The sequence below is a fragment of the Floridaenema fluviatile BLCC-F154 genome (genome assembly GCF_041929135.1).
Lineage (GTDB): Bacteria > Cyanobacteriota > Cyanobacteriia > Cyanobacteriales > Aerosakkonemataceae > Floridanema > Floridanema fluviatile.
Genome location: NZ_JBHFNS010000046.1, coordinates 1 through 25,775, shown reverse-complemented (window position 1 = coordinate 25,775; position 25,775 = coordinate 1). Strand labels below are relative to the sequence as shown.

The 25,775-nt window shown below is 41.2% G+C and carries 26 protein-coding genes and 1 pseudogene; 16 read left to right on the top strand and 11 right to left on the bottom strand.

Going from position 1 to position 25,775, the window contains the following annotated elements:
* The first annotated feature begins 181 nt into the window (after window positions 1–181).
* The 4 genes from ACE1B6_RS11285 (at window position 182) to ACE1B6_RS11270 (ending at window position 4,132) form a co-directional block, all read left to right on the top strand.
* On the top strand, window positions 182–1,396 hold the full coding sequence (locus tag ACE1B6_RS11285; RefSeq protein ID WP_459563014.1) for an ABC transporter substrate-binding protein: 1,215 nt from the start codon (window positions 182–184) through the stop codon (window positions 1,394–1,396).
* 96 nt (window positions 1,397–1,492) lie between these two features.
* Window positions 1,493–2,332, top strand: coding sequence for a carbohydrate ABC transporter permease (locus ACE1B6_RS11280; protein WP_413257324.1), 840 nt, complete (start codon window positions 1,493–1,495; stop codon window positions 2,330–2,332).
* Window positions 2,333–2,345: 13 nt separating this feature from the next.
* A complete protein-coding gene (locus tag ACE1B6_RS11275) occupies window positions 2,346–3,170 on the top strand; it encodes a carbohydrate ABC transporter permease (RefSeq protein WP_413257323.1) in 825 nt (274 codons plus the stop codon).
* A 191-nt stretch (window positions 3,171–3,361) separates the two neighbouring features.
* Window positions 3,362–4,132 carry a YebC/PmpR family DNA-binding transcriptional regulator gene (locus ACE1B6_RS11270; RefSeq protein WP_413257322.1) on the top strand — a complete coding sequence of 257 codons (771 nt, stop codon included), beginning with the start codon at window positions 3,362–3,364 and terminating at the stop codon, window positions 4,130–4,132.
* 39 nt (window positions 4,133–4,171) lie between these two features.
* Here the strand turns inward: ACE1B6_RS11270 and ACE1B6_RS11265 are convergent, their stop codons facing one another.
* Window positions 4,172–4,666 (bottom strand): hypothetical protein, encoded by a 495-nt coding sequence (locus tag ACE1B6_RS11265; protein WP_413257321.1) that lies wholly within the window; start codon window positions 4,664–4,666, stop codon window positions 4,172–4,174.
* A gap of 374 nt (window positions 4,667–5,040) precedes the next feature.
* A complete protein-coding gene (locus ACE1B6_RS11260) occupies window positions 5,041–5,178 on the bottom strand; it encodes a hypothetical protein (RefSeq protein WP_413257320.1) in 138 nt (45 codons plus the stop codon).
* Window positions 5,179–5,211: 33 nt separating this feature from the next.
* Here ACE1B6_RS11260 and ACE1B6_RS11255 point away from each other — a divergent pair, with 33 nt between their 5' ends.
* The 5 genes from ACE1B6_RS11255 to ACE1B6_RS11235 all read left to right on the top strand — a co-directional run bounded on the left by ACE1B6_RS11255 (window position 5,212) and on the right by ACE1B6_RS11235 (window position 9,242).
* Window positions 5,212–6,513, top strand: coding sequence for a S8 family peptidase (locus tag ACE1B6_RS11255; RefSeq protein ID WP_413257319.1), 1,302 nt, complete (start codon window positions 5,212–5,214; stop codon window positions 6,511–6,513).
* A 44-nt stretch (window positions 6,514–6,557) separates the two neighbouring features.
* Complete coding sequence (locus ACE1B6_RS11250; RefSeq protein WP_413257318.1) at window positions 6,558–6,797, top strand: hypothetical protein; 240 nt, start codon at window positions 6,558–6,560, stop codon at window positions 6,795–6,797.
* A gap of 177 nt (window positions 6,798–6,974) precedes the next feature.
* A complete protein-coding gene (locus ACE1B6_RS11245) occupies window positions 6,975–7,727 on the top strand; it encodes a class I SAM-dependent methyltransferase (protein WP_413257317.1) in 753 nt (250 codons plus the stop codon).
* Window positions 7,708–7,941 (top strand): PIN domain-containing protein, encoded by a 234-nt coding sequence (locus ACE1B6_RS11240; RefSeq protein ID WP_413257316.1) that lies wholly within the window; start codon window positions 7,708–7,710, stop codon window positions 7,939–7,941. Before ACE1B6_RS11245 ends, ACE1B6_RS11240 begins: the two co-directional genes overlap by 20 nt.
* A gap of 74 nt (window positions 7,942–8,015) precedes the next feature.
* Window positions 8,016–9,242, top strand: coding sequence for an FAD-dependent hydroxylase (locus tag ACE1B6_RS11235; RefSeq protein ID WP_413257315.1), 1,227 nt, complete (start codon window positions 8,016–8,018; stop codon window positions 9,240–9,242).
* Between the two features lie 28 nt (window positions 9,243–9,270).
* Here the strand turns inward: ACE1B6_RS11235 and ACE1B6_RS11230 are convergent, their stop codons facing one another.
* Both ACE1B6_RS11230 and ACE1B6_RS11225 read right to left on the bottom strand, forming a co-directional pair.
* Window positions 9,271–10,038, bottom strand: a complete 768-nt coding sequence (locus ACE1B6_RS11230; protein WP_459563013.1) for a slipin family protein — start codon at window positions 10,036–10,038, stop codon at window positions 9,271–9,273.
* Between the two features lie 177 nt (window positions 10,039–10,215).
* Entirely contained in the window at window positions 10,216–10,977 is a 762-nt protein-coding gene (locus tag ACE1B6_RS11225; protein ID WP_413257313.1) for a hypothetical protein, read from the bottom strand.
* Between the two features lie 142 nt (window positions 10,978–11,119).
* On the opposite strand from ACE1B6_RS11225, the pseudogene ACE1B6_RS11220 reads away from it, so the two are divergent.
* A pseudogene (locus tag ACE1B6_RS11220) lies at window positions 11,120–11,946 on the top strand (RNA-guided endonuclease InsQ/TnpB family protein); the annotation flags it as partial.
* A 118-nt stretch (window positions 11,947–12,064) separates the two neighbouring features.
* On the opposite strand, the gene psbV reads toward ACE1B6_RS11220, so the two are convergent.
* The 4 genes from psbV to ACE1B6_RS11200 form a co-directional block, all read right to left on the bottom strand.
* Complete coding sequence (psbV, locus tag ACE1B6_RS11215; protein ID WP_413257311.1) at window positions 12,065–12,556, bottom strand: photosystem II cytochrome c-550; 492 nt, start codon at window positions 12,554–12,556, stop codon at window positions 12,065–12,067.
* A gap of 162 nt (window positions 12,557–12,718) precedes the next feature.
* Window positions 12,719–12,991, bottom strand: a complete 273-nt coding sequence (locus tag ACE1B6_RS11210; RefSeq protein ID WP_413257310.1) for a hypothetical protein — start codon at window positions 12,989–12,991, stop codon at window positions 12,719–12,721.
* A gap of 327 nt (window positions 12,992–13,318) precedes the next feature.
* Window positions 13,319–14,101, bottom strand: coding sequence for a hypothetical protein (locus ACE1B6_RS11205; protein ID WP_413257309.1), 783 nt, complete (start codon window positions 14,099–14,101; stop codon window positions 13,319–13,321).
* A gap of 197 nt (window positions 14,102–14,298) precedes the next feature.
* Window positions 14,299–14,733 carry a CAAD domain-containing protein gene (locus tag ACE1B6_RS11200; protein ID WP_413257308.1) on the bottom strand — a complete coding sequence of 145 codons (435 nt, stop codon included), beginning with the start codon at window positions 14,731–14,733 and terminating at the stop codon, window positions 14,299–14,301.
* A 247-nt stretch (window positions 14,734–14,980) separates the two neighbouring features.
* Here ACE1B6_RS11200 and folK point away from each other — a divergent pair, with 247 nt between their 5' ends.
* The 3 genes from folK (at window position 14,981) to ACE1B6_RS11185 (ending at window position 17,672) form a co-directional block, all read left to right on the top strand.
* Window positions 14,981–15,502: a 2-amino-4-hydroxy-6-hydroxymethyldihydropteridine diphosphokinase gene (gene folK, locus ACE1B6_RS11195; RefSeq protein ID WP_413257307.1), complete on the top strand. Its 522-nt coding sequence runs from the start codon at window positions 14,981–14,983 to the stop codon at window positions 15,500–15,502.
* Between the two features lie 2 nt (window positions 15,503–15,504).
* Window positions 15,505–16,053: an NUDIX hydrolase gene (locus tag ACE1B6_RS11190; RefSeq protein ID WP_413257306.1), complete on the top strand. Its 549-nt coding sequence runs from the start codon at window positions 15,505–15,507 to the stop codon at window positions 16,051–16,053.
* Window positions 16,054–16,241: 188 nt separating this feature from the next.
* Window positions 16,242–17,672, top strand: coding sequence for a cryptochrome/photolyase family protein (locus ACE1B6_RS11185; RefSeq protein WP_413257305.1), 1,431 nt, complete (start codon window positions 16,242–16,244; stop codon window positions 17,670–17,672).
* Window positions 17,673–17,771: 99 nt separating this feature from the next.
* Here ACE1B6_RS11185 and ACE1B6_RS11180 read toward each other — a convergent pair whose 3' ends face one another.
* Window positions 17,772–18,368, bottom strand: coding sequence for a Uma2 family endonuclease (locus ACE1B6_RS11180; protein WP_413257304.1), 597 nt, complete (start codon window positions 18,366–18,368; stop codon window positions 17,772–17,774).
* A gap of 137 nt (window positions 18,369–18,505) precedes the next feature.
* On the opposite strand from ACE1B6_RS11180, the gene ACE1B6_RS11175 reads away from it, so the two are divergent.
* The 3 genes from ACE1B6_RS11175 to nblS all read left to right on the top strand — a co-directional run bounded on the left by ACE1B6_RS11175 (window position 18,506) and on the right by nblS (window position 22,905).
* Entirely contained in the window at window positions 18,506–19,363 is an 858-nt protein-coding gene (locus ACE1B6_RS11175; protein ID WP_413257303.1) for an Rpn family recombination-promoting nuclease/putative transposase, read from the top strand.
* A gap of 137 nt (window positions 19,364–19,500) precedes the next feature.
* Window positions 19,501–20,805: a phosphoribosylamine--glycine ligase gene (gene purD / locus ACE1B6_RS11170; protein WP_413257302.1), complete on the top strand. Its 1,305-nt coding sequence runs from the start codon at window positions 19,501–19,503 to the stop codon at window positions 20,803–20,805.
* A 105-nt stretch (window positions 20,806–20,910) separates the two neighbouring features.
* Complete coding sequence (gene nblS / locus ACE1B6_RS11165; RefSeq protein ID WP_413257301.1) at window positions 20,911–22,905, top strand: two-component system sensor histidine kinase NblS; 1,995 nt, start codon at window positions 20,911–20,913, stop codon at window positions 22,903–22,905.
* On the opposite strand, the gene ACE1B6_RS11160 is transcribed toward nblS, so the two are convergent.
* Both ACE1B6_RS11160 and ACE1B6_RS11155 read right to left on the bottom strand, forming a co-directional pair.
* Window positions 22,902–23,246 carry a zinc ribbon domain-containing protein gene (locus tag ACE1B6_RS11160; RefSeq protein WP_413257300.1) on the bottom strand — a complete coding sequence of 115 codons (345 nt, stop codon included), beginning with the start codon at window positions 23,244–23,246 and terminating at the stop codon, window positions 22,902–22,904. The genes nblS and ACE1B6_RS11160 overlap by 4 nt on opposite strands.
* A gap of 120 nt (window positions 23,247–23,366) precedes the next feature.
* On the bottom strand, window positions 23,367–25,775 hold a 2,409-nt coding region (locus ACE1B6_RS11155), incomplete at its 5' end, for a calcium-binding protein (protein ID WP_413257299.1).

The window sequence follows — 25,775 nt, the reverse complement described above, 5'->3', positions numbered from 1 at the left end:
CTCATCAATTTGCGTGAAAGTTTTGCATTTTGTAAAGTTCTTTTGCGATTCCGAAATTTAGCTGTAGGTGATTGTGCATCAATTTTTACTTAACTACAAAAGCATTCGATTTAACAGGTTGCCTGTAAAAAAGAAAACAATAATTTGGACATTGGTAAAATGGTTAATTTTCCTGTTGGTAATTATAACCTTAACTAGCTGTACTTTTGCAAGGGGTAACGACTCTAGAATTACAGTGACGCTTAGCGGTTGGCAAAGCAACCCCAATGAATCGCAGTTATTAAGGCGGGTACTCCGAGATTTTGAGGCGGAAAATCCAGATATTAAAGTTAAATACGAGGTGATTAATCAGCAATATATGGATGTGATTAAAACTCGTTTAATAGGTGAAACTGCACCCGATATATTTTATTTAGATGCTTTTGAAGCACCTTTATTGATGCAAAATAATGTCCTCGAACCCTTAAATGATTATATTACGGATCGGTTTGATTTGGCTGATTTTATTCCCACTTTATTAAATGCCTTTAAACATCAAGAAAAAATTTATGGTTTACCTAAAGATTTCTCTACTTTAGCTTTGTTTTATAATCAAAAAGCATTTCAAGTTGCTAAATTAACTAAACCTCCGGCGACTTGGACGCAATTAAGGCAATATTCCCAGAAGTTAACTAGGGATGGGAATGGCGATCGCAGAATCGACCAATACGGCTTAGGAATTATCCCCGAACTCTCCCGCCAATCTTTTTTAATTAAAACATTCGGCGGCACTTTAATCAACCAAAAAGGTTATGCTACCTTTGCCACTCCCGAAGGTTTGAAAGGTCTACAATTAATTGTCGATTTATATCGCAAATATCGCACCGCCGCTCAACCTAGCGATGTCGGTGCAAGCACAGGTAGCGAAATGTTTGGTCAAGGAAAAGCTGCTATGGTAATTGAAGGTAGTTGGGCAATTCCTTATTTAAAAGAAACTTTTCCTAAGTTAAAATTTGCTACTGCTGAACTGCCCACAATTGGCGGAAAAAAAGGTACAATGGCTTATACTGTTGCTTATGTGATGAATAAGCAAGCTAAACATAAAGATGCTGCTTGGAAATTGATTGCTTTTTTAACTAGTAAACAGGGAATGAAAGCTTGGGCAAATCAAGGTTTGGTTTTGCCTAGTCGTCAGTCTGTAATTGCTGATTTGGGTTACGATCGCAATCCTTTATACGCTCCTTTTGTGGCTGGTGCTGATTATGCTACAATTTGGCAAGCGGGAGAAACTTTACCGACAGTTTTAATGCACTTTAATAATCAGTTTATTAGTGCTTTGATTGGTGAACAATCTTTAAATGAGGCGATGGAAAGGGCGCAGGTTTCTGCTAATAGGGAAATTCGGGCGGCTAGGTAGTTTTTTTTTGAACCGCGAAGACGCGAAGGGCGCGAAGGAATGAAAAGAGTTTGGCAAAGGGGTAGGTTTAGAGAGGGGTTGGCTGGGTTTTCTTTTATGCTTCCTACTATGATTGTTATGGGGGTTTTTACTGTTTTGCCGATCGCCTACGCTATCTTTTTATCTTTCCATAAAGTCAGGATTTTGGGGGCGTTTGATTTACGGTTTATCGGTGGGCGCAATTTCTGGCGAATGTTGGCGGATGAACGGGTTTGGATTGCTTTACAGAATACTTTTGAATATGTGATAATTGTTGTCCCAACTCAAACTATTTTGGCTTTGGGGTTGGCTTTAATTCTTAACTCCAGTATTAGGGGGAAGCATTGGTTTAGAGTTATCTTTTTTCTGCCAACGGTTACAGCTTCGGCAGTTTTGACTTTGATTTTTATGTGGATTTATAACTCGAATGGGTTATTAAATAATATTTTGGCTGGTTTGGGTTTGCCGACTTATAATTGGATTGGCGATCCATCGGTGGCTCTAAAATCAATTATGATTATGAATATTTGGTCTACTGCACCACTTTATATGATCGTCTATTTGGCAGCTTTACAAGATATCCCAAAAAGTCTTTATGAAGCGGCAAAAATTGATGGCGCAAGCAAGTTAGACCAGTTTTTTAATATTACTCTGCCATTCTTGAAACCTGTTACCTTTTTTATCGTCGTTATTGGGATTATTGGCACTTTTCAACTATTCGATCAATCTTATATCTTTTCCGCTGGTTCCGGTGGGCCAAATAACTCAACTTTAACAGTGGTTTTGCTGATTTATCAGTATGCTTTTAAGAGTTTAGATATGGGTTATGCCGCTGCTTTGGCGTTAATGTTGGCGGCGGTGATTATGTTGGTAACGTTGTTGCAAAGGACGATTTTTAAGGAAGAGAAACTACACTAGGGAAGGGGGATTTATGCAAAAGTTGAATTGGGTGAAATTGCTGTTATACTTAATTTTAATTGGTTATGCGATCGCAACTTTCATCCCCTTCGCTTGGGCACTCTCCGCTTCCTTCAAAACTCTCCCCGAAATCTCCTCTGGAAACATCAACTTCATCCCGGAAAACTTCACCTTAGAAAATTACCAAAACATCTTTACCCAAGAACCTTTATTTGGTAGATGGTTGTTTAATAGCGTCTTAGTTGCTGTTGGCGTTACCGCCTTAAATCTTCTGTTTAATTCAATGGCAGGTTACGCTTTAGCCAGAATACGTTTTCCCGGAAATCAACTCTTCTTTTTCCTGATTTTGGCAGTATTAATGATTCCCGGACAAATTACCTTAATCCCTAGTTACTTAATCTTAAAAAATCTCGGTTGGCTCAACTCTTACCAAGGATTGATTATTCCCACCGCTGTAAATGCTACCTTTATATTTATGATGCGGCAATTCTTTGTTAACTTCCCCAAAGAATTAGAAGAAGCCGCCGCAATGGATGGTTTAAATCGTTGGGAAACCTTTCTGCAAATTGTTCTTCCTTTAGCAAAACCAGCTTTAGCCGCCCAAGCAATCTTTATCTTTATGGGTGCTTGGAATAACTTTCTCACACCTTTGTTGATTTTGTCTGACAAAGAAATGTTTACCCTACCTTTAGGATTGAACACTTTTAAAGGCGAATATATCAGTTATTGGAATTATATTATGGCAGCTTCAATGGTCTTAACTCTACCTGCACTTGCAATTTACGCCTTTTTCAATCGTTACTTTATCCAAAGTGTCACTTTCACAGGTGGGAAATAAACCAAAACAACAATTCCGAGATAATTCATTAGATGAAAAAGTAAGGGCGGGTTTTGTTGTGAAATTTTCTGTTATTATGCCAAAATTTTCTGCTAAACCCGCCCCTACAGAGTTTTCTTTACCTTCTGCCTTCTCAATTTGCTAGGATTTGTGTTTATCCTAATGTAAGGTTAATTAAGTTAGAAAGGGCTATGGCAGGACATAGTAAGTGGGCAAATATTAAACGTCAGAAAGAGAGAGTTGACGCAAAAAAGGGTAAAACCTTCACTCAGCTATCTCGTGCTATTATTGTGGCAGCACGCAACGGTATTCCAGACCCGGCAGGGAATTTTCAACTCCGTACTGCAATTGATAAAGCCAAAGCCGCAGGAATTCCCAACGATAATATTGAAAGAGCGATCGCCAAAGGTGCTGGTACACTAGATTCAGGCGACAGCCTCGAAACTATCCGTTACGAAGGTTATGGCGCTGGCGGAGTCGCCGTACTCGTGGAAGCCCTCACCGATAATCGTAACCGCACCGCAGCAGACTTGCGCCTCGCTTTCAGCAAATATGGCGGAAACTTGGGGGAAACAGGTTGTGTAGCTTGGATGTTTGAACAAAAAGGCGTTTGCATCATCAGCGGCGCAGTAGATGAAGACGAACTTTTAGAAGCTTCCTTAGAAGGTGGCGCAGAAACTTACGAGTTGACAGAAGACGAAGAAGCAGAAGAAGTAGGCGCAGAAGTATTTACCGAAGTGACAAATTTAGAAAATCTCAGCCAATTTTTGAAAGAAAAAGGTTTTAACGTCACCGAAGCAGAATGGCGCTGGATACCTAATAATAACGTAGAAGTTGTCGATCGAGACCAAGCGCGATCGCTCCTAAAAATGATGGACTTTTTAGAAGGATTAGACGACGTACAAAACGTCACTACTAACTTTGAGATGTCAGATGATTTAGTCGCCCTAAGTATCGCCTAAACTCGTAGGGTGCGTTACACGGCGTTAACGCACCATTTATCACTCTTCCACGCCGATAGCCATTATTATTGGCACTTCTCGATCTTGATCTTCAACATAAATTGTAAACCGAGCATTCTGAATATTCCAAACAGCTATTTTAAGCACATTGAAATCTTCAGGATACCTAGCAGTTTCTACATCGCTATTAAATTGAGCATTACCAAGAATAGAATTAATAGTATTAACAGCTTGTTCATATAGATTGAAAAAATATTTTATAATTTTTTCATATTTTTTGTAAGTTAAAAACTCTGGTTCCCAATAAACCGCTATAGGAACTTCAATGCGTTCTAAACATTCTCGACTATCAAAATACGCACTAAGCTCTTGGTTATTTGGAAATGAATAAGTAATCCTTCCTTTAACTCTTTCTTGTTCGGTCAAATTGAGAGAAATAGCTATTTCGTGCCAAAAATTTTTATCCCATCTCCAAGAGATAGGCGATAACATTTTTGTAATTTCACGCACAGTATTACTGATGTCAGAAACCATATTACAAACCTTTTGAGCAAGCTTCTTAGTTATCCTACAATTACTGCTGTCACAAAAACTCCATACCTTTGACAAAGCTACGTCATCTCACTGTTAGATAGTAAGAATATCAAAAGCGCCATCAAAGTAATACATCCCACAAGTTCAATGATGGCGCTACGATATCGGCATTTCTCCTTAATTTATGGACTTGCTGAGTAACTCCTGAAAAAGTTCTGTCTCCGAAAATTTATACTTCACCCCGCTGCCTCCAGGCGGCGTTTTTTATTCGCCCCTACAGAAATTTTGGATTCAGTAGAATTACGGTCTGGGCAAATGGCGCACCCTTCGCGTCAGTCTGGAGTAAGTGATATTACGCATTGGTTAGCAATGGTCTATTTAAGTTTTTCAGAGATTTCCCGGATTGTTTTTGCTCGACCTCGTAAATAGAGAAAAGTTGGGGTGGTATTTACGATCGTCAAATGTAGTTGCAAGACTACAGCTTGATTAATTCCATCAGCATTTAACAACACAAACAATTACCAAAATCTGAGGATATTTTTTTTATGAATAACTCGATAACACCAATGGAAACCACAGGTCGTTACCTAGTTTTGTTACCGGAAAATAGCGTTGACTCTGGCATTAGAGCTTTAACAAACAATACAGGAATTCAAAATATTGCTAGGGCAGTTGATTTTGAAGGGCATACATTTACAGCCGAACAGTTAGAAAGTGCAGATACAGCTGTCTTTGATAATTTAGGGGTTGCAGTTGTCTCTTTAGACCCAGATCAAGTTCAGTCAATGAGTGCTGCCACAGCTACAGATGGAGCAATTTTAGCAGTGGAACCGGAGCGAGTGGTTTATGCGATCGCAGATAGCCAAAACACAACTCTAACCACCGATTATCTTAAAGGATTCCGAGATGCCGTCAACCATTTAATTAATCAAGCAACTCCATCCGAAACCGAACTTGCTACTACATTATTAGCAGATGACTCAGCAGCTACTTGGGGACTCCAAGCCACTAAAGTTTTAGAAAGTTCCTACAGCGGTTTTGGCATTAAAGTAGCAGTCTTGGACACAGGTTTAGATCTGACTCATCCTGATTTTGCTGGTCGCAAAATTACCAGTCAATCATTCATCAGTGGCGAAGCTGTTCAAGACCTCAATGGACACGGTACCCACTGTATTGGAACTGCTTGTGGCTCTAAAACTCCCTCGATCGTACCCCGTTACGGAGTCGCCTATAACGCAGAAATCTTTGCTGGCAAAGTTTTGAGCAATAGAGGTTCTGGCGCTGATGGTGGCATTTTAGCAGGCATTGAATGGGCGATTACCAATGGTTGCCAAATAATTTCTATGTCTTTAGGCGCACCCACCCGTCCCGGAGATACTTACTCGCGAATTTACGAACAAGTTGGACTAAGAGCACTCCGTCAGGGGTCTTTGATTATTGCTGCTGCCGGAAATGATAGTAGAGATCTCAGAACTGGTAAGCGGTTATCTCCTCCCATGCCAGTCAGCCATCCTGCCAATGCGCCATCAATTATGGCTGTAGCTGCCTTGGACTCTCAGTTACAAATTGCTGCTTTCTCTAATGGTTCCATTAATCACAATGGCGGACAAGTGGATATTGCAGGGCCCGGAGTTGATGTCTACTCAACCTGGCCGATGCCTACTCGCTATCGAACCATTAGCGGTACCAGTATGGCAACTCCTCATGTAGCAGGCATCGCGGCTCTCTATGCTCAGGCTACTGGACTAACTGGACACGCTCTTTGGGCTCTTTTGATGCGGGATGCTCAGCGGTTGCTTCTGCCTTCTACTGATGTTGGTGCGGGTTTAGTCCAAGCACCTTTATAAACAGTATTCTGGCTGAGAATACATCTTTTCTTCAAGGAATTGATATGCCTAAAATCAAAGTATCTATCTCTGTTGATGATGCTCATGTCGATCGCATTTCTGAAGTCGCCAAGAAATTGCAGTCAGCAGGCTTAGTAGTTGAGCAAATTCTCACTACTGTTGGTGTGATCAGCGGTTCAATTAACTCAGATCAAGTTAATCATCTTTCCCAAATGGAAGGAGTTCAACATATAGAACCTGAACAAAGCTATCAAATAGCTCCCCCAGATTCCGACATCCAATAAAGACAATGACCGTATTCTTGAGCAAATTTATCCTTGACTCCGCTGCCCCCTGGCGGCGTTTTTTTATTTGGGATTGCAGGGAATTTTTGCGATCGCTATTCACCCCATTATTACCCAAATTGACATATCATATCTAATAATTAAACTAAAATTCTCCATAGCAGTCAAAAAGAAATCATGAATATTTTCTTGGAACTACATAACAATATGCCACGAGAAGGCCCCGGAGATATGGCATCAACCACAAAAGCCTTATCTCTAATTCCCAACTTGCCTAAAAATCCCCAAATTTTAGACATTGGTTGTGGCCCAGGAATGCAAACATTAGCACTCGCCCAAATTACCAAAGGACAGATTACTGCCATAGACAACCATCAACCATTTCTCGATGAATTGCAACAGCGAGCAGCACAGGAAAACTTATCCAGCCATATCATTACCCAAAATTGTTCCATGTTTTCTCTAGACTTTCAACCAGAAAGTTTCGATCTAATTTGGTCGGAAGGAGCAATTTATATTATGGGTTTTCAAGAAGGCTTACAATCTTGGCATCGCTTCTTAAAAACTGGCGGTTCTATTGCTGTTACAGAACTTTCATGGTTAGTTACTAATCCCCCAGAAGAACCTTTAAATTTCTGGAAAAATGCCTATCCAGCAATGAAAAATATCACAGAAAACATCACAATTATTCAAAATTTAGGATACAACTATATCAACAGTTTTACACTTCCTGAATCTTCATGGTGGGATGATTACTACACTCCTTTAGAAGGTAGAATAAGTAATTTCCGCCAGAAATATCAAGGCAATGAAGAAGCTAATGCTGTCTTAGATGAAGAACAAAGAGAAATACAACTTTATAGAAAGTATTCTGATTCTTATGGGTATGTTTTTTATCTAATGCAAAAATATGGCGCAGCTAGCTGTTGAAGAGGTACGCAGTTACTCAAGGTTGGTTGAAATTTCTGCAACATTAAAGGCAGTAGCAGCAGATCCTGATGATGATATGGTTGTGGAGTGTGCTGTAGTCGGCAGTGCTACTTATATTGTTACGGGTGACAAACATCTTTTGGTTTTAGGGAAGTATGGCGAGATTCAGATTGTTAAGGCAAATGAGTTTGTCGCATTGTTATCTCAGTCTTAACATTGAAAATATTTCCCTAAAGCTTAACAATAAAGATAGATAAAATCGATCGCACAAGACGAACTAACTTAACAATGTCGATAAACTCAACAGTTGAAAATCAAATAGACTACGACTTAGCAATAGTCGGTGGTGGTATTGTCGGCGCTACCCTCGCCGCTGCTTTAAAAGATTCTGGACTTAGAGTGGCGCTAATTGAAGCACAAGTCGAATCAGTCTCCGTCGCCAAAGGACGTGCTTACGCTATTTCCCTGCTTTCGGGACGCATTTTTCAGGGAATTGGCATCTGGGATAAAATTGAACCCCAAATTACTACTTATCAACAAGTACAATTATCTGATGCTGATTATCCCAAAATTGTGCAATTTAATCCGCCAGAATTAGGTACAAAGGGTTTAGGTTACACCGCAGAACACCGGGTTTTATTAACAGTTTTGCAGGAATTCTTAGCAACTTGTACTAATGTTTCTTATCTCTGTCCGGCAGAAGTAATCAAAGCAGATTATCAGCCAGATTTTGTGGAAATTCAATTGCGCTTAAATGGCGAATTGCAAACAATTAAAACTCGCTTGTTGGTAGGTGCTGATGGAGCAAAATCTCAGATTCGCCAAGCTGCGGGAATTAAAACTCACGGTTGGCCCTACTGGCAATCTTGCGTGGTAGCTACCCTTAAACCAGAAAAACCACACAATAATATTGCTTACGAGCGTTTTTGGCCCAGTGGTCCAATGGGAGTTTTGCCTTTACCGGAAAATCGGTTGCAAATTGTTTGGACTTGGCCCCATGCGGAAGCAAAAGCGATGCAAGAATTAGATGAAACCGAGTTTTTGCAGAAGTTGGAATATTACACTGGTGGGAAGTTTGGTAAGTTGGAATTGTTGGGCGATCGCTACGTTTTTCCGGTACAGTTAATGCAGAGCGATCGCTACACTCTCCACCGTCTTGCTTTAATTGGCGATGCTGCTCATGGTTGTCATCCCGTCACCGGACAAGGCATGAATTTAGGAATTCGTGACGCAGCTGCCCTCGCCCAAATTCTCCAAACTGCTCACCAAAAAGGCGAAGATATTGGTAACATCCACGTTTTGAAAAATTACGAAAATTGGCGCAAACAAGAAAATTGGGTAATCTTAGGACTTACTGATTTCTTAGACCGCTTATTTTCCAATCAGTTTTTCCCTTTAATTATCAGCCGTCGTTTCGGTTTATGGATGTTACGCAACATCACCCCTGTTAAAAAGTATGCCCTACAACTTATGACTGGTTTAAGAGGTCGTCCTCCGCAACTTTCTCAGTTGTAAAAACTACTTTTAGCTGCCAAGAATTTGCTTACTGTTGCTCTCCTTTAGGCAAAACATCTGACAAATTCTTCGCAGCTTGCACTACATCAGAAGGCAACATAATAATTGTAGTTGTGTTATTTTCTGTCCCAATTTCTGAGAGCATTTGCAATCTTCGTAATTCCAAAGCTGCGGGATTGGCGACAATATTTCGGGAAGCTTCTGCTAGTTTAATCGATGCTTCTTGTTCCGCTTCTGCTTTAATGATCCGGGAACGTTTCTCCCGAACTGCTTCTGCTTCCTTCGCCATTGCCCTTTGCATTGATGGGGGAATTTCTACATCTTTCATTTCCACCCGTTCCACCACAATTCCCCAAGGTTCGGTGATTTCATCAACTATTTCCTTTACTTTATTACTAATCTTATCCCGATTTTGTAAAACATCATCTAAGATATTTTGACCTACCACATTTCTTAAAGTCGTCAAAGCTGTTTGATAAACAGCTATTTGATAATTTTCGACTTTAATAATGGCTTTCATCGGGTCAATAATTTGGTAGTAAAGTACAGCATTAACGCGAATTGTGACGCTATCAGCTGTTACCGTTTCTTGAGGTTCAATATCTACGGTTTTCGTGCGAATATCCACCTGGGCTTTTTGGTCAACAATGGGAATCACCCAGTACACTCCTGGTCCCATTACTCCTTTACTTCTGCCCAAACGAAAGATTACACCACGTTGATATTCCCGGTCTAATTTTAAGCCGGAAAAAGCTAAAGTAGCCAGAATTATTAAAAGCGCAAAAGCATATCCCATCTTTGGTTTAGCCAAATTCGGATAATTTAATTATAACGCTAAAAAACTGTTTTATTACTTAAATAGTTCTTAAGAATTTACTAATTTTCTCATTCGTTATATTTAAATTAACAGTCATTAGCGATTTAGTAAATAACCCCAAGCTAATGACCGTTAAACTTAGAAAAATCGGAAAATTTATTGCACTTCTCCAGTGCTGGGAGGAGTTACTTCTGACTCATTAGCACTAGCAGGAATTGCTCCCGAAGCCGTTTGGACAATGCGTGTATCTAACTGACGAGCTACAGCATCTAGATTTACGGTTGGTCGATCGCCCTTGCGGTACATAACAGCAGTAAAAGCTCCTACATTATTCCGGCGAAAAGATGCTAAATCTAACTGTAAAATTTGTCCTTTTATATCAATTCCCACGGTCATTCCAGAAGCAGTTTCCCCAATATTATTATTTACAGCAGGAATCATCCCATAATCAACTATTTTAATACCTTGATTTGACTTGATAGATTCCCGGATTTGATTCATCATTTGTTGCTGATAGGCTGGTTGCTGCATTTGTTTGAGAATAACATCAAAATTTGCTCGATCTGGCTGATTTGGAATTAAACCAGTAAACCCAACAACCATTTGTAAAGTATCAGGATTAATAAAAGCAAAAAACTTTTCCGGCTTCATCCCAGCTTTCGTTAATTGACTGCTGAGAAGTTCAAATTGAGTCTGAACTTGTGCGGTTACTTCGGGTGGGAGTTCTTTAAATCCAGGTGGCAAATCTTGTACAGTTAAAACCGCATTACTGTATAATGGTTGAGTTAGATTGGTAGCTGCGGGAATTTCTTGGGTAGCTGGTGGGAAATTTGATTGCGCTAACGCCATCGGAATGCTGCTACCAGTCCAAAGTACACCCGTCAAGACACATAAGGACAAGCTAAATTTGTGAATCATCAAAAACCTCACGGGAGTTTAGAAACCCCTGTCTTTCAAGCAGGGGAGGAAAAACGACGCGACGGGATAAATCCCACCGGATCTCATGGTTGACTATATCGTACTCTCGCCGTAGACTAACGTTTATAGCGAGAGTTGTTTGATGTACCTAACACAAAAGAACCAAATCAGAGAATTGAATAAGTCTGAATTTGTGGCTCTGCGTGAGTTGTGCCGATTGAGTAAGAACCTCTACAACGTGAGTTTGTACAAGATAAGGCAATACTTCTTTCAGGAACAAAAGCACTTGCGCTATGAATCCGCCTACCATCTGTGCAAAACTAATGAGAATTATAAATTCCTCAATACAGATATCGCACAACAAACATTGAAAGTGGTAGACAGAACATTTAAAAGCTTCTACGGATTGATTAGTGCAGTTAAAAATGGAAGCTATCACCAAAAAGTGAGGCTCCCTAATTACCTGCCGAAAGATGGTTACTTCTTGCTGATAATTCCGCGAATTGTTGTTAAGAATGGGAAATTTAGAATCCCGATGTCCACTGCTTTTAGAAAACAGTATGGCGAAGTTTGGATTCCATTCCCCAAAAGACTTAAGACTGAGCAAATCAAAGAAGTAAGAATTCACCCAAAATACAATGCCAGATATTTTGAGGTTGAATTTATCAGCGAAGTTGAACCAGAGCCAATAGAAGTCAAAACTGATAGCGCCATTAGTATTGATTTGGGAGTAGATAATCTCGCCGCTTGTGTTGACACTTCGGGGGCATCCTTTCTGGTGGATGGTAAACCAATCAAATCTATTAACCAGTGGTTTAACAAGCGTAATGCCAAACTGCAATCCATCAAGGATAAACAGGCAAGGATAAACAGGGAATTAAAGGCATCACTAATCAACAAGTGAACCTGATGGCAAAACGCAATAATCAAGTCAGAGATTACCTGAATAAAACAGCGCGATTCATTATTGGCTTTAGCCCGGAGAGTGTCAACGTTGCTTCAGTAAAGGAGTTGCTTCTTAGGATAACTTTTGTTTCCTTTCAGGTGTTGCCAATTTTGGCAGTTCTCCTCTACTGTTGAAGTCCTGTTATCTATAGGTCTTTCCACTACCCCATTGCTTACCGAGAATTCTCGGTTGGATCAGGATGTGACCTGCAATATCCACTAGATCATCATCTGTGAGATTTCTCATTTCAGTGAAAATATCAGCACTTTTAGTGCTGGGGTGTAGTTCAGAAATTTCTATTTCCCCATCATAGGTGGTTGGATTGTTCATGTAATCTACTAACCCTTCAATGTTGTCACGCGGAGGGAAAGCTAGAGCCAAACTCTCTAAAGAGAGGTCAACGTTGGGATTGGTCTTGGTAGTCCCACCAACATGGCACTGAGCGCAAGCGTAATTGAATAACCTTTTGCCATTTTGGAGTTGTTTTAGGCTCAGAACAACTGTATCGCGGTTTACATTGAGGTCAACTGTCCGAATTTCTTCCGTTAGTTCCGCTGCATTGGCACTGCTGACAAATATTTGCCAAGCAAAAACTAAGGTAGCTACGGCCAACCAGAAAGATTTTTTAATCATGTTTCTTCTTATTTAGCCAGTGAATTACCATATTTTATCAATAAATGTTTTATTTAATTATCAATACTGTTCGGTGAAAAAAAACCAAGGTTGATTTTAGGTATGTTGTGGCGCTAACTGACTTGAAAATAGATTTTTATCTGTCCGGGTGTACACAGTTCATCAGCGACTATTTACTAAAGAGCGATCGCAATTATGGCAGTTCTCATAATGGTGAGGTATACATATTGTAGGGGCGGGTTTAGCTGAAATCCTTGCTGGGTGAAAGATATACCAATCAAAACCCGCCCCCAAATGTACCGCATCCAAACAAGAAACGCTATAGAATAAATTAGCAATTAGCGATCGCCATTTGCCAAAGCAGTATCCTTGCCAGCAATCGTTAGTTTTCTCCGTACAACAGCTTACCCCAGCCTGCTCGAAAACTTTCTTCAAAGTTTACCAGCCAGAGTTAACAAAATACATTAAAAGTAACCAACCTACACTTAAGGCTAAAAATTGTAGAGCTATAGTTTCTAGTAACCACTTTACTGTTAAAATTATTTTCATAAACTTATCTCCTCACCTGGATGGGGTTCCGCCACAAACAATTGTCTCCACTATGGAAAATCTGTGGAGATAACATTGTGATTTAATCACTTTCCAATTGTGATATTGCAGGCTATTTCCAGTGATATCGATCGCAAATAACCGATCCTCAACGTTAAAAGCCGAGGATTGATTAACTGTATTTATCCATTTTTCCTAGCAGTTGCGAAATTGCTATGATTTTGCGGATGACAGCTTAGATTCATAGAACTGACAAGCCGCTAATCCTAAAGAGTATAACATAGCACTATTTGTACTAGCACCGATGACTGGGCCAGCGAGGGGAATATTTCGCCAAGCACCTAAACCCAATCTCACGGCGCGACTACCACCCATTCCCAAACCGAAAATTGCTAACACTTCTCCCCGACGTGCAGGTTCTTGTAAATCTAAACCGTAAGCAGAGGCAATTTGCAGAATCATTTCGGATTGTAACCTAGTGGTGGCGACTAGATCGATCGCCAACAAAGGCAAAGCGATTCCTGGTACAATGCTGCTGACCAAACCAACACCACCAGCATAAGTAGATTTTTCCACAATAATTCGGTGCGCGATTTCTCTGGGTGATTCTGCTGGATATTCTGCTTGCAATTTTTTCACAGACTCTTCCGCTTTTTCCAAGTCAACTTTATCCACCCCAGCAAAGATCCAATCTAATTTAAACAAACCACTGGCATTTTTAATTAACCAGTTATCCGAGACAGCAGAAACAACTTCCCCAGCTGTTTGAGTGCTTTTTTCAATCAACTCATAGCCTTGTTTTCCAGCCGCTTCACCGACAGTATTCGCCGTTTCCCAAGCCGCTTTTCCAGTTTTACTAGCACCATAACCAAGATTAGTACCAACTTGCGCCGCTGTATCTGCCATTACTTGTCCAGCTTTCGTCGCCACTTTACCCATTTCTGTGATTACTTGGGTAAACTCTGGTAGTTTCCAGGTTGTTTCTGTTGAGTTCATCGCAATTTTTCCTCTTTTATTTTGGGCTCTACTTACTAAATGCGATCGAACTGGTGATAAATGTTTCCCTCTAAGGTCACATTTTCCCTTTCACCTATTAGCAAATTAATCGAGATTTTGACACAAAAGCGTCCGAGAGTTCCCGAACGCTTTTGTTTTAGACTGAAGGAAAACACCAAAAGTGGTTAACTTTTAATTTAGACTTTTGGGGTTTTGTTCCCACCGACTACTTGATTTTTCAAGCCATTGATTTCGTCAGCCAACTCCTTACGATTTGAGGCGCGGAGTAAATACCGATAGACAAACCAACCGGAGTAACCGATACCCACCAACTCAAAGAAAGGCGAGAGTAGGGGAATATCATCCAGCGCATCGAGTACGGCGAGGGTGACTTTGACAGTGACAAAAGCGCCGACAATCAAACCAACGGTAATCAGGGGTTTTTGGTAGGTGCTGAAGAAGTCGCCCATGTAATCTGGCAATTTAGCCAAATAGGAGACGAAAATATCCCAATATTCTTGCACCTGGTTGGCAGATGTGCTACCAGGTGTATTGGTGATGATCGGACCACCTTGATCGACGGTAACTTCTACAGTGGGCGTTTTTTGCTCTTGCGGTTCCTTAGTTTCCATGATTCTGATCTCAACTATTCCAACCTTGGTTATATTAGCTAGGAAGCGTTCCAGCTTGATAGGGAAGCTGGGAAACTTCGCAAAACTAGTTTTACTACTATGGGAACACTTTTAACCGACAAAGTACAGCTAATTATCCAGGGAATGTGGCATAGCACTCTAGTAATGGTCTGTAGCGCCGGAAATCCCCTTATTATTAATTAACGCTGCTTGCTTCGCTAAAAGGTTCATTCTAAAGAATTAATTTATGATAATCGGGTTAGGGAATCGGGGTTTTGTGAGAAAATCTGGACAAAGTGCGATCGCACTAGGCAGTAACCTGGGTGACTCTCGTACTATTCTGGAATCTAGCCTGAAAATCCTTGACCAAACCCCTGGAATTAGTGTGATAGCTCAGTCTAGTTGGTACCAAACTGAACCTGTAGGGCCACCACAACCAGATTACCTGAATGGGTGCGCTTTGCTCAAGGTGGAGATAAGTCCACTAGAGTTGCTAGAAAGGCTATTAGCCATTGAAGCTAAATTTGGTCGGGTGCGTCAAGAACGCTGGGGACCAAGAATTTTAGATTTAGATTTATTATTGTTCGACGATCTGATTTTAGAGACTGCGAACCTGAAAATACCTCATCCCTATTTCAGAGAAAGGGCATTTGTTCTAGTACCTTTGGCAGAAATTGCGCCTAATTGGATCGATCCTATTTCAGGAAAAGCGATCGGGCAACTCATGCAAGAGGTAGACTGTTCAGGTGTGACTAAAATCGAAAATTAACTATGCCATTAGGTAAAGAACCGCCAGAAATAATTAAACAACGTCTATTTTATCAAGGTCGTAAATTTAGTTTTGAAGTAACTAACTTGCGTCTTCCCAACAAAGTAGAAGGCGACTGGGAATGTATTCGCCATCCGGGAGGTGCTTTAGCAGTTCCCGTAACTTCCGAAGGTAAATTAATATTATTACGTCAATATCGTTTTGCTGCCCAAGGACGTTTATTAGAATTTCCCGCGGGCACAATAGAAGCTAATGAAGATCCATTTTCCACGATTCAGAGAGAGATAGAAGAAGAGACAGGTTATCACGCGAATAAATGGCAAAAGTTAGGCGAATTTTTCCTAGCGCCCGGTTATTCCGATGAAATAATTTATGCTTTTCTCGCCCAAGATTTGCAACCTTTAGAAAAGCCACCAGAACAAGACGACGACGAAGACATGGAAACAGTTTTCTTCACCCCTGAAGAATTAGAAAACGCAATTTTCTCAGGTGAACCAGTAGACGCAAAATCTGTAACTAGCTTCTTTATGGCACGTCCCTTTCTGAAATAAGTTTATCATTTCTCTAACCACAGATGGACAAAAACAAACAGAAATTTAACTATATTATCTGTGTTCATCTGTGTTTATCTGTGGACATCTGTGGTAAAAAGCCAAAAATTACGACACCCAACCCAAATCTATATAAACAACATCTGCGTTCATCTGCGTTCATCTGCGGTTTAAAAATACCATCTTCTATGACTAACCCAATTATCTTCTGGCATCGTCGAGACTTAAGAATTTCCGATAATATAGGATTAGCAGCAGCCAACCAACAAAGTGATAAAGTAGTCGGGGTTTTTTGCCTAGACCCAAACATATTAAATAGTGAAGATATCGCCCCAGCCAGAGTTACTTATATGATTGGTTGTTTGCAGGAATTACAAAAAAGTTACCTGGAAGCTGGGAGCCAATTAATCATCTTAAAAGGTGAACCAACCCAAGAGATTCCGAAGTTAGCAATTGCCTTAAATGCTCAAGGTGTATTTTGGAATTTAGATGTAGAACCTTATGCTGGAGAGCGCGATCGCCAAATCACCCAAACCCTAAAAGAACAAGGAATCCCCATTCAAACATTCTGGGATCAATTATTGCATTCTCCCAGCGAAATTGCAAGCGGTGCGAATCAACCTTACACAGTTTACACACCCTTCTGGAAAAACTGGATTAGCAAACCAAAAACCGAGCCAGTAGAGAGATTTAAAAACCGAGAAACCTTAACCGCAAAAGAACAAGAAGCAATCAATCAAGCAGGTGCAATTCCCTTACCAACCGCCAAAGACTTAGGCTTTATTTGGAATAACAAATTAATCTTAGCACCCGGAGAAACCGCAGCCCTAGAAAGGTTAGAAGAATTTTGTAATCAAGCGATTTTTAGCTATAAAGAAAAGCGTAACTTCCCGGCGATTGACGGCACATCTCGACTAAGCGCCGCCTTAAAATTTGGCGCAATTGGGATTCGGACAATTTGGGATGCTACGCTGAACGCAATGGCAGGAAGTAGCAGCGACGAAGCACAAGAAAGCGTGAAAACTTGGCAACAAGAATTAGCTTGGCGCGAGTTTTATCAACACGCAATGTATCATTTTCCCGAACTCGCAGAAGGCGCATATCGCCAGGTTTTTAAAAGCTTTCCTTACGACAATAACTTAGAACATTTTCAAGCTTGGTGCGAAGGAAGAACAGGTTATCCGATAGTTGATGCAGCGATGAGACAATTAAATTCTACTGGTTGGATGCACAACCGTTGTCGAATGATTGTTGCAAGTTTTTTGACGAAAGATTTAATAATTGACCCAAAAATGGGGGAGAGATATTTTACTCAAAACCTCTATGATTGGGATCTTTCTGCTAATAATGGCGGTTGGCAATGGAGTGCTTCTAGTGGGATGGACCCGAAACCTTTGCGAATTTTTAATCCCGCTTCTCAGGCAGAGAAATTCGATCCTCAAGGGGATTATATCAGAGAGTGGGTGGAGGAATTGCGATCGCTCCCCACCAAACAACTAATCACTGGCGAAATTCCAGATTCCCAACGGCAAAAATTGGGTTATCCTTTGCCAATTGTGGATCATAAAATCCAGCAAAGAGTTTTTAAGGAAAGATATAATCAGCAAAAGGTTGAATGATTTAGATTTGGGTGAGGCGTTGGGAGTTTTGTTTTTTTACCACAGATGTCCACAGATAAACACAGATAAACACAGATGGGTTTTGGTTGGGTAATTTAGTTATTGGTTACGGATAGATTGGATGAATTCGTTTATGGCATCATATTGATCTGGATGTGCTAAATAACGCAGCAATAAGCTTAAATCTAAGTCTGGGAAAAATTGACTTTTGCTAACTTCTTCATATTCGCCTGATTCGCTTAAACAAAAAACTTTGATTTGGTTAGATTTCCAAAACCAAACTTCCGGGACTTTTTTCGGTTTATACAACTCTTTACGGTTAATTGTCCCACTCGTGACGATAATTTCAATTACAATATCTGGAATTTCTTTATTACTGCCGATACAATAAGATTCATCGGGCGTACCAGAAGCATAACCCGGTTCTTCGATAGTAAATCCACCACGACCATAAAATCGCATTCCCTTTTCTCTCATGTATGCTTCGAGTAAGTAGCTAAGGGTTTTCTTGACAAGTTCATGTTCCTCTCCAATGGGAGACATAATTTCCATCACTCCTGATAAATAAGTTAATCTGACTCCCCGATTATTTTCCAACTGTGCTTCAATAGCTTTAAACTGTTCCCAAGTAATGCTATCTAAAGTTACCAGTTTTTCTTCTAAAGGCTGTTTCGCTGATTTCTCTAAAATTGGCATACTTTACCCCTTTAACATCTACCTGGAAATTTAACTTCAACACAAAACTTATGACTGGAATTCATTTAAACAATGGTATAATTGACAGCAGGAAAATTTTAGTTATTTAATCCGATCGAAAAAAGTGCATTTGCCTTGTGAGAACAGATACAATCTTTTATCAAATGTTTCAGACTTTCCCCAGTTTACTATTTGAATTGATCGATCGACCTCCATCTTTAGCAAATAATTATAACTTCTCATCCCAAGAAGTCAAAGAACTAGCCCGTCGCTTAGATGGATTATTTATACCTCATGAAAATCTGCCAGACCAACCAATTTACTTTGTCGAAGTTCAGTTTCAACCAAGAACGGATTTTTATTGGCGCTTCTTTACCGAAATCTTTGTCTACTTAGGTCAGTATCAACCTAGAAATAATTGGTGTGCAGTCGCCATATTTGCCAATCGGAGTTTAGACCCAGGAATTCCAATTCACTACCAAGGATTAGTTCAAAATCAACAAGTAATTGTTGTATATTTAGATGAATTAATCAATAGAACTGAATCATCATTACCAATTGGGATGGTGCAGCTAGTGGTAGAAAATTCCGAGTCAGCAGTTGAACGCACTAGGCGACTCTTAGAACTAGCACAGAGACAGCTAAACGATGAAGCAACAAGGCGGAAAGTTATAGAATTAATAGAGTCAGTATTGATTTACAAATTTACCAACCTCAGTCGCGAGGAGATAGAAGCTATGTTTAGTTTAAGTGACTTGAAACAAACCAGATTTTATCAAGAAGCAAAAGCTGAAGGTAGACAGGAAGGTAGACAGGAAGGTAAAAAAGAAGGGAAATTGGAAGGGAAATTGGAAGGGAAATTAGAAACCGTACCTTTATTGTTGGAATTAGGGTTAAGTATTGAACAAATTGCCGAAAGATTAAATTTGGATTTGGAATTGGTGAGGACGGTGGCGGGAAATTTTGCGGCTGATACCTTGCCGGAAAATAATTAAGAGTCCCTTAACTATACTCCAACCCCCCAGATTAATCTGGGGGGCAATTCGTTAATCCCAAATCCAAAATCGTCTATACTATTACGCGCAAAAGAAATAGAGAAACTAGCATCTATCATTAAAAGTGCGAGGAAAAAGTGAAAATATTAGTAATTGGTAACGGCGGAAGGGAACACGCCCTAGCTTGGAAACTCTTACAATCTCCACAAGTAGAACAAGTATTCGTAGCTCCTGGCAATGGCGGAACGGCGATAATGGAAAAATGCCAAAATGTCCCCTTAGCTGTGGATGACTTTGCCGGAATTGGCAAATTTGCCCAAGAAAATCAGATTTCTTTAGTTGTAGTTGGGCCGGAAGTTCCCCTAGCTTTGGGAATCACTGATGCTCTACAATCGCAAAATATCCCCGTTTTTGGCCCGAATAAAGCAGGTGCACAAATCGAAGCTTCTAAAGCTTGGGCAAAAGCTTTAATGGAAGAAGCTGGAATTCCTACCGCCAAGTCTGCAACTTTCACCGATGCCGAAGCAGCAAAAGCTTATGTGGCAGAACAAGGCGCACCAATTGTGGTAAAAGCAGATGGACTAGCAGCGGGAAAAGGTGTCATCGTCGCCGAAACAGTCGCAGAAGCACAAACTGCAATTACCACTATCTTTAAAGAAGAAATTGGCAAAAGTATCACCCAGTCCCCAGTCCCCAGTCCCCAGTCCCCAGTCACCGTAGTAATTGAAGAATGTTTAGTCGGTGAAGAAGCTTCCGTTTTAGCTTTAACAGATGGGGTGACAATTCGCCCTTTAATTCCTGCTCAAGATCATAAACGGATTGGCGAAGGAGATACAGGGCCGAATACTGGGGGAATGGGTGCCTATGCGCCTGCGCCTTTGGTGACACCTTCCCTTATGGATAGGATAGAACGAGAAGTGCTGCAAAGAGCGATCGCCACCCTAAAAAAACGCCACATCGACTATCGCGGCGTACTCTACGCCGGACTAATGATTTCTCCCCAAGGCGAACTGAAAGTCCTAGAATTTAACTGTCGTTTCGGCGACCCAGAAACCCAAGCTGTGTTACCCTTGCTGGAAACACCTTTAGAAGAATTAATGTTAGCCTGTACTCAACAGCGACTCGCCGAAATGCCACCAATTCGCTGGAAGTCAGGCGCTTGCGTTTCTGTAGTCATGTCTTCTGAGGGATATCCCGGAAGTTACCCCAAAGGTAAAGAAATTACAGGCATTTCTCAAGCCGAATCAACAGGCGCAGTAGTATTTCATGCAGGGACTAAATTCGACCAAACTTTAGTCACCGATGGCGGCAGAGTTTTAGGAGTTACAGCTATCGGCGAAAATATAAGTAGCGCCAAAGCCCTTGCTTACAACGCTGTCGATAAAATTCAATTTGCAGGCGCGTACTATCGGCGCGATATTAGTAACAAAGCTATCAGCTAACTTTTTTTGCGAATAGCCTTTAAAGTATGAAATAGCGAAGAAGTTTGTCTGATTGCCAAACTTCTTCATTCATCCTCCCTTTGTTGTCCTCCATCCTTTCTCAAGATGCTGGTCCTCCTGAAAACAATTCGCGAAGCTATCGCCCATTGGTGGTCAGAGTTTACCCTGCAAACAAGGTTAATGGCTGCTGCTACTTTAATAGTCTCTTTGCTGATGAGTGGACTAACCTTTTGGGCAGTTAATACCATTCAAGAGGATGCTCGTCTCAACGATACCCGCTTCGGTCGTGACTTGGGAATCCTCTTGGCAACTAATGTATCTCCCCTGATTGCCGAAAACAATCTTTCCGAAGTCGCACGTTTTTCCGAACGTTTCTTTGAAAATACTTCCAGCGTCCGCTATATGCTTTATGCGGATAAAGAGGGGAAAATCTTTTTTGGGCTTCCGTTTTGGCAGTCGGAAGTGCAAAACTCGTTAACTATTGAACGGCGGATACAACTTCCTCCAGATTACGCCAGTAATACCGAATTGCCGATGATTCGTCAGCATCGGACTCCCAATGGGGAAGTTACAGATGTGTTTGTGCCTTTAACTCAGAAAGGTAAAAATTTGGGAGTTTTGGCAATTGGAATTAATCCTAATCCGACCGTAGTTACATCTTCTCATTTAACTAGAGATGTGACGATCGCAGTTTTTGTTTCCATCTGGGTAATGGTAATTCTCGGCGGTGTGATTAATGCCTTGACAATTACACAGCCAATTAAAGAATTAGTAGTCGGGGTGAAAAATATCGCCGCCGGAAACTTTAAACAGCGCATTGATTTGCCATTAGGAGGAGAATTAGGCGAGTTAATCTCCAGTTTCAACGAAATGGCAGAAAGATTAGAAAGTTATGAAGAACAAAATATCGAAGAGTTGACCGCGGAAAAGGCGAAATTAGAAACTTTGGTTTCCACAATTGCCGATGGCGCAGTTTTACTGGATACTAATTTACAAGTAATTTTAGTTAATCCCACCGCTAAACGCATTTTTGGTTGGGAAAATTCTAACTCTAACGTTGTCGGTGACAATGTTTTGTATCACCTTCCCCAAGAAGTCACCTCAGAACTAACTCGCCCACTTTATCAAATGGCAAAAGACGAAGGTGATAAAGAAGGCGCACATTTTAGGGTGACATTAAATCAACCGACAAATCGGACAGTTCGGATTTTATTAACTACAGTTCTCGATCAATATCGGGAAAGTGTCAAGGGCATTGCCATGACCGTGCAAGATATTACTCGCGAAGTGGAACTCAACGAAGCGAAAAGTCATTTCATTAGTAATGTTTCCCACGAGTTGAGAACGCCGTTGTTTAATATTAAATCTTTTATTGAAACTTTGCATGAATACGGCGAAGATTTAAACGAAGAACAACGCAAAGAATTTTTAGAGACAGCAAACAACGAGACCGATCGCCTAACCCGTTTAGTCAATGATGTTTTAGAATTATCTCGGTTAGAATCCTCCTGCCGTATCTATCACTTTGAAGCCTTAGATATCGTCCAGCCAATTGAACAAACCCTGAGAACTTACCAACTCAACGCCAAAGACAAAGGTATCGAATTAATCCAAGAAGTTGAACCAGATTTACCACCAGTTTTAGGACACTACGATTTACTCTTACAAGTCTTTGCCAACCTCGTAGGTAACGCCCTCAAATTCACCTCTTCCGGTGGTAAAGTAGCCATTCGTGCCTATCTCTTAAACACCGAAGAAAACAGCCACACCCACAATCAAACACCACAAGTAAGAATTGAAGTTTCTGATACCGGAATCGGCATTGCCCAAGAAGATCAAGACGCAATTTTTGAGCGATTCTTCCGAGTAGAAAATCGAGTTCACACCTTAGAAGGAACCGGATTAGGACTTTCTATTGTTCGCAACATCATCGAGAAACATCATACCACAGTTCACTTAGTTAGTGAAGTTGGAGTCGGCACAACTTTCTGGTTTAACTTAGCAGTTTTTCAACATAAAGAAGAAGTAACTACCGAAAAAGTGCCAGTACTTCCAGAATCATCAGAATTAGAAAATTCCACAACTGCCAGTTTGCTTTAAACCCAGGTAATCAGAAAACTAATTAATAATAAAACTAGCAACACAACCCAAAGTAAATTGCGCTTAAACCATAACTGAAAAGATTGATTAGGAACAGTTTTAACTTCCATCTTTGGCGCAGAAATATCTTGGTAAAGAGTACATTCTTTAGCATGAGGTCGTTGGGGAAAATTACAAGTATCATCTTCGTGATAAACGCAAGTATCGCATAATGTCGTATCCCCGGTAGCACGGTGTACAGGAATACCTGGATGACCATGAGCTTTTAAAACCAAACGGCAATGGGGACAAGTAATAGCTTGCGGTTTTATTGGTTGGTGACAACGAGGACAATTAGGCATAGAAAATAACAGAGGTTTTAGCTTTTTTCATCCACCATACAAAGTTACTAAAAAAAACCGGATCTCGCCAGAAATCCGGTTAAATAATTGCATCAATCAGGAATGAGGAAGCAGCGAAACTTAAGGAATAGGAACGAACAGCGATTGCAGTTCCTCAGTAGTGAGACTAGTCAAGTCTGCACCACTCAAATTAGCCAAAATTTGAGTAGAATTAACTAAACCGATCGCAACACTATTACTTTCACTACCTTGAGTAAATGAGAGTTGGTCAAAGGTTAAACCTTCTGATAAGCCGAGTTTATCTTCACCGAGGACAAAATCAGCAATAGAATCAGTACCGGAGGAAGTAGCAAGAGCAAAAGTATCGTTACCCGCACCACCAATCAAAGTGTCCAATCCACTACCACCGTAAAGTACATCATCATCTGCACCACCGTTGAGAATATCATCACTATTTCCCCCCAGCAGGGTATCGTTACCATCACTACCGGAGATGTCATCATCGCCACTTTCACCCAGAAGGGAGTCATTGCCTACACCGCCATCGAGGGTATCTTGACCATCATTACCATTGAGAATATCGTTACCAGCGCCACCAACTAAACTGTCATTGCTGTTACCACCATCAAGGAAGTCATCGCCTTCGCCGCCGTCAAGGGTGTCTCGACCACCTTCACCGCCGAAGAGTTGGTCATTGCCAATACCGCCAAACAGTTGGTCATGACCAGCAGCACCATTTAGCGAGTCGTTACCATCTCCACCGTCAATGATGTCAGTGCTATCGTTAACTGTTGGTAGGGTGTCGTTCAGGGTGTCGCTACCCTGACTGGCAGTAATAGTTTCTAAAATGAAACCGCCGTCAATGATGTCGTCACCTGTACCACCGAAGATGGTATCTTTACCCAGACCGCCGAAGATAATGTCATTACCGTCGTTGCCATTAATGGAGTCGTGACCTTCGCCGCCGTCGATAAAGTCATTACCGTCGAGGATTGGTGGCAGAGTATCAGGAGTATCACCACCATTGAGACTGTCACTAACTACCCCGCCATCAATGGAGTCAGGATCTTGGGTAACAGGCAAGGTATCGTTACTAGTGGGAGTCATGACACCGCCATCGATGATGTCGTTATCTGCACCACCAAAGAGGGAGTCGTTATCGAGTCCACCATCAAGGGTGTCTTTGCCTTCATCGCCAAACAGTTGGTCATTGCCAGCGTCGCCAGAGAGTACGTCGTTACTGTCGCCGCCACTTAAGGAGTCGTTACCATCTCCACCAAAGAGGAAGTCTTTTTTCACGTCACCAAAGAGTGTGTCATCACCAGCTTCGCCGGAGAGGGTGTCGTTGCTATCTCCGCCATCAATGTAGTCATTGCCTGCGCCGCCATCGATCGAATCACTACCACCCAACCCATAGAAGTTATTATTTAAACTGTCACCGATCAAGGTATCGTTGGAATTAGTAGCTTCAAGATTTTCGATCGACTCAAACACATCACCTTCCGCTTCGCGAACTAAACCTAAATTTTGGCGATAATCGATCGCAATACTACTTTCAGCCAAAGCATAGGAAACTGTATCATTACCTTCCCCACCAACTAGCGTATCTGCACCAATACCACCTAGCAGGTAATCATCCCCAGCTTCACCAATCAGTAAATCATCCCCAGCTTCACCAAACAGGGAATCATTACCACCATTGCCATTCAAAACATCATTATCAACATCACCATCTAGCCAATCATTCCCTTCACCACCAGCAAGGGTGTCATTGCCAACGCCACCAAACAGGCTATCATCGCCAACACCACCATCTAAGTAATCATCATTGACGATCGGAGTTAAAGAATCATTCCCAACAATAGTATCATTCCCAACAATACTATCAACACCATTCATGGTATCTTGGGAAGCCTCCCCATAGAGAATATCATTACCCTCACCACCAAATAGCGTATCAGCCCCATCATTCCCACTCAGGTTGTCATCATCCAGACCACCATCGAGAATATCCGCATCGTCACCGCCACTCATTTTGTCAGCGCCAGCTTCACCTTGCAACAAATCAAAGCCAGTATTACCACTAAGAAGGTCATCCCCTTCACCGCCAACTAAGGTATCGTTGCCTGCATTACCCCGCAAGCTATCTCTATCCAACCCACCATTAAGTGAGTCATCACCAGCACCACCAAGTAGGCTATCAGCACCATCACCACCATCAAGCGTATCGTTATCTAATCCACCATCAAGTAAGTCAACGCCATCACCACCATTAAGCGTGTCGTTACCTCCATCCCCGCTTAAGGTATCGTTATCAGCGCCACCAACTACAGAGTCATTACCATCTCCACCAAATAGGGAGTCATTACCTTCGTTTCCTTGAATGATGTCTTCATTAGCGCCACCATCAATAACGTCATCACCTAAACCACCAATCAAGGTATCGTTAGCCGTACCACCACTAATAGTGTCGTTACCATCGCCACCATCTACCGTATCAAAGCCATCGCCACCATCCAAGGAATCATT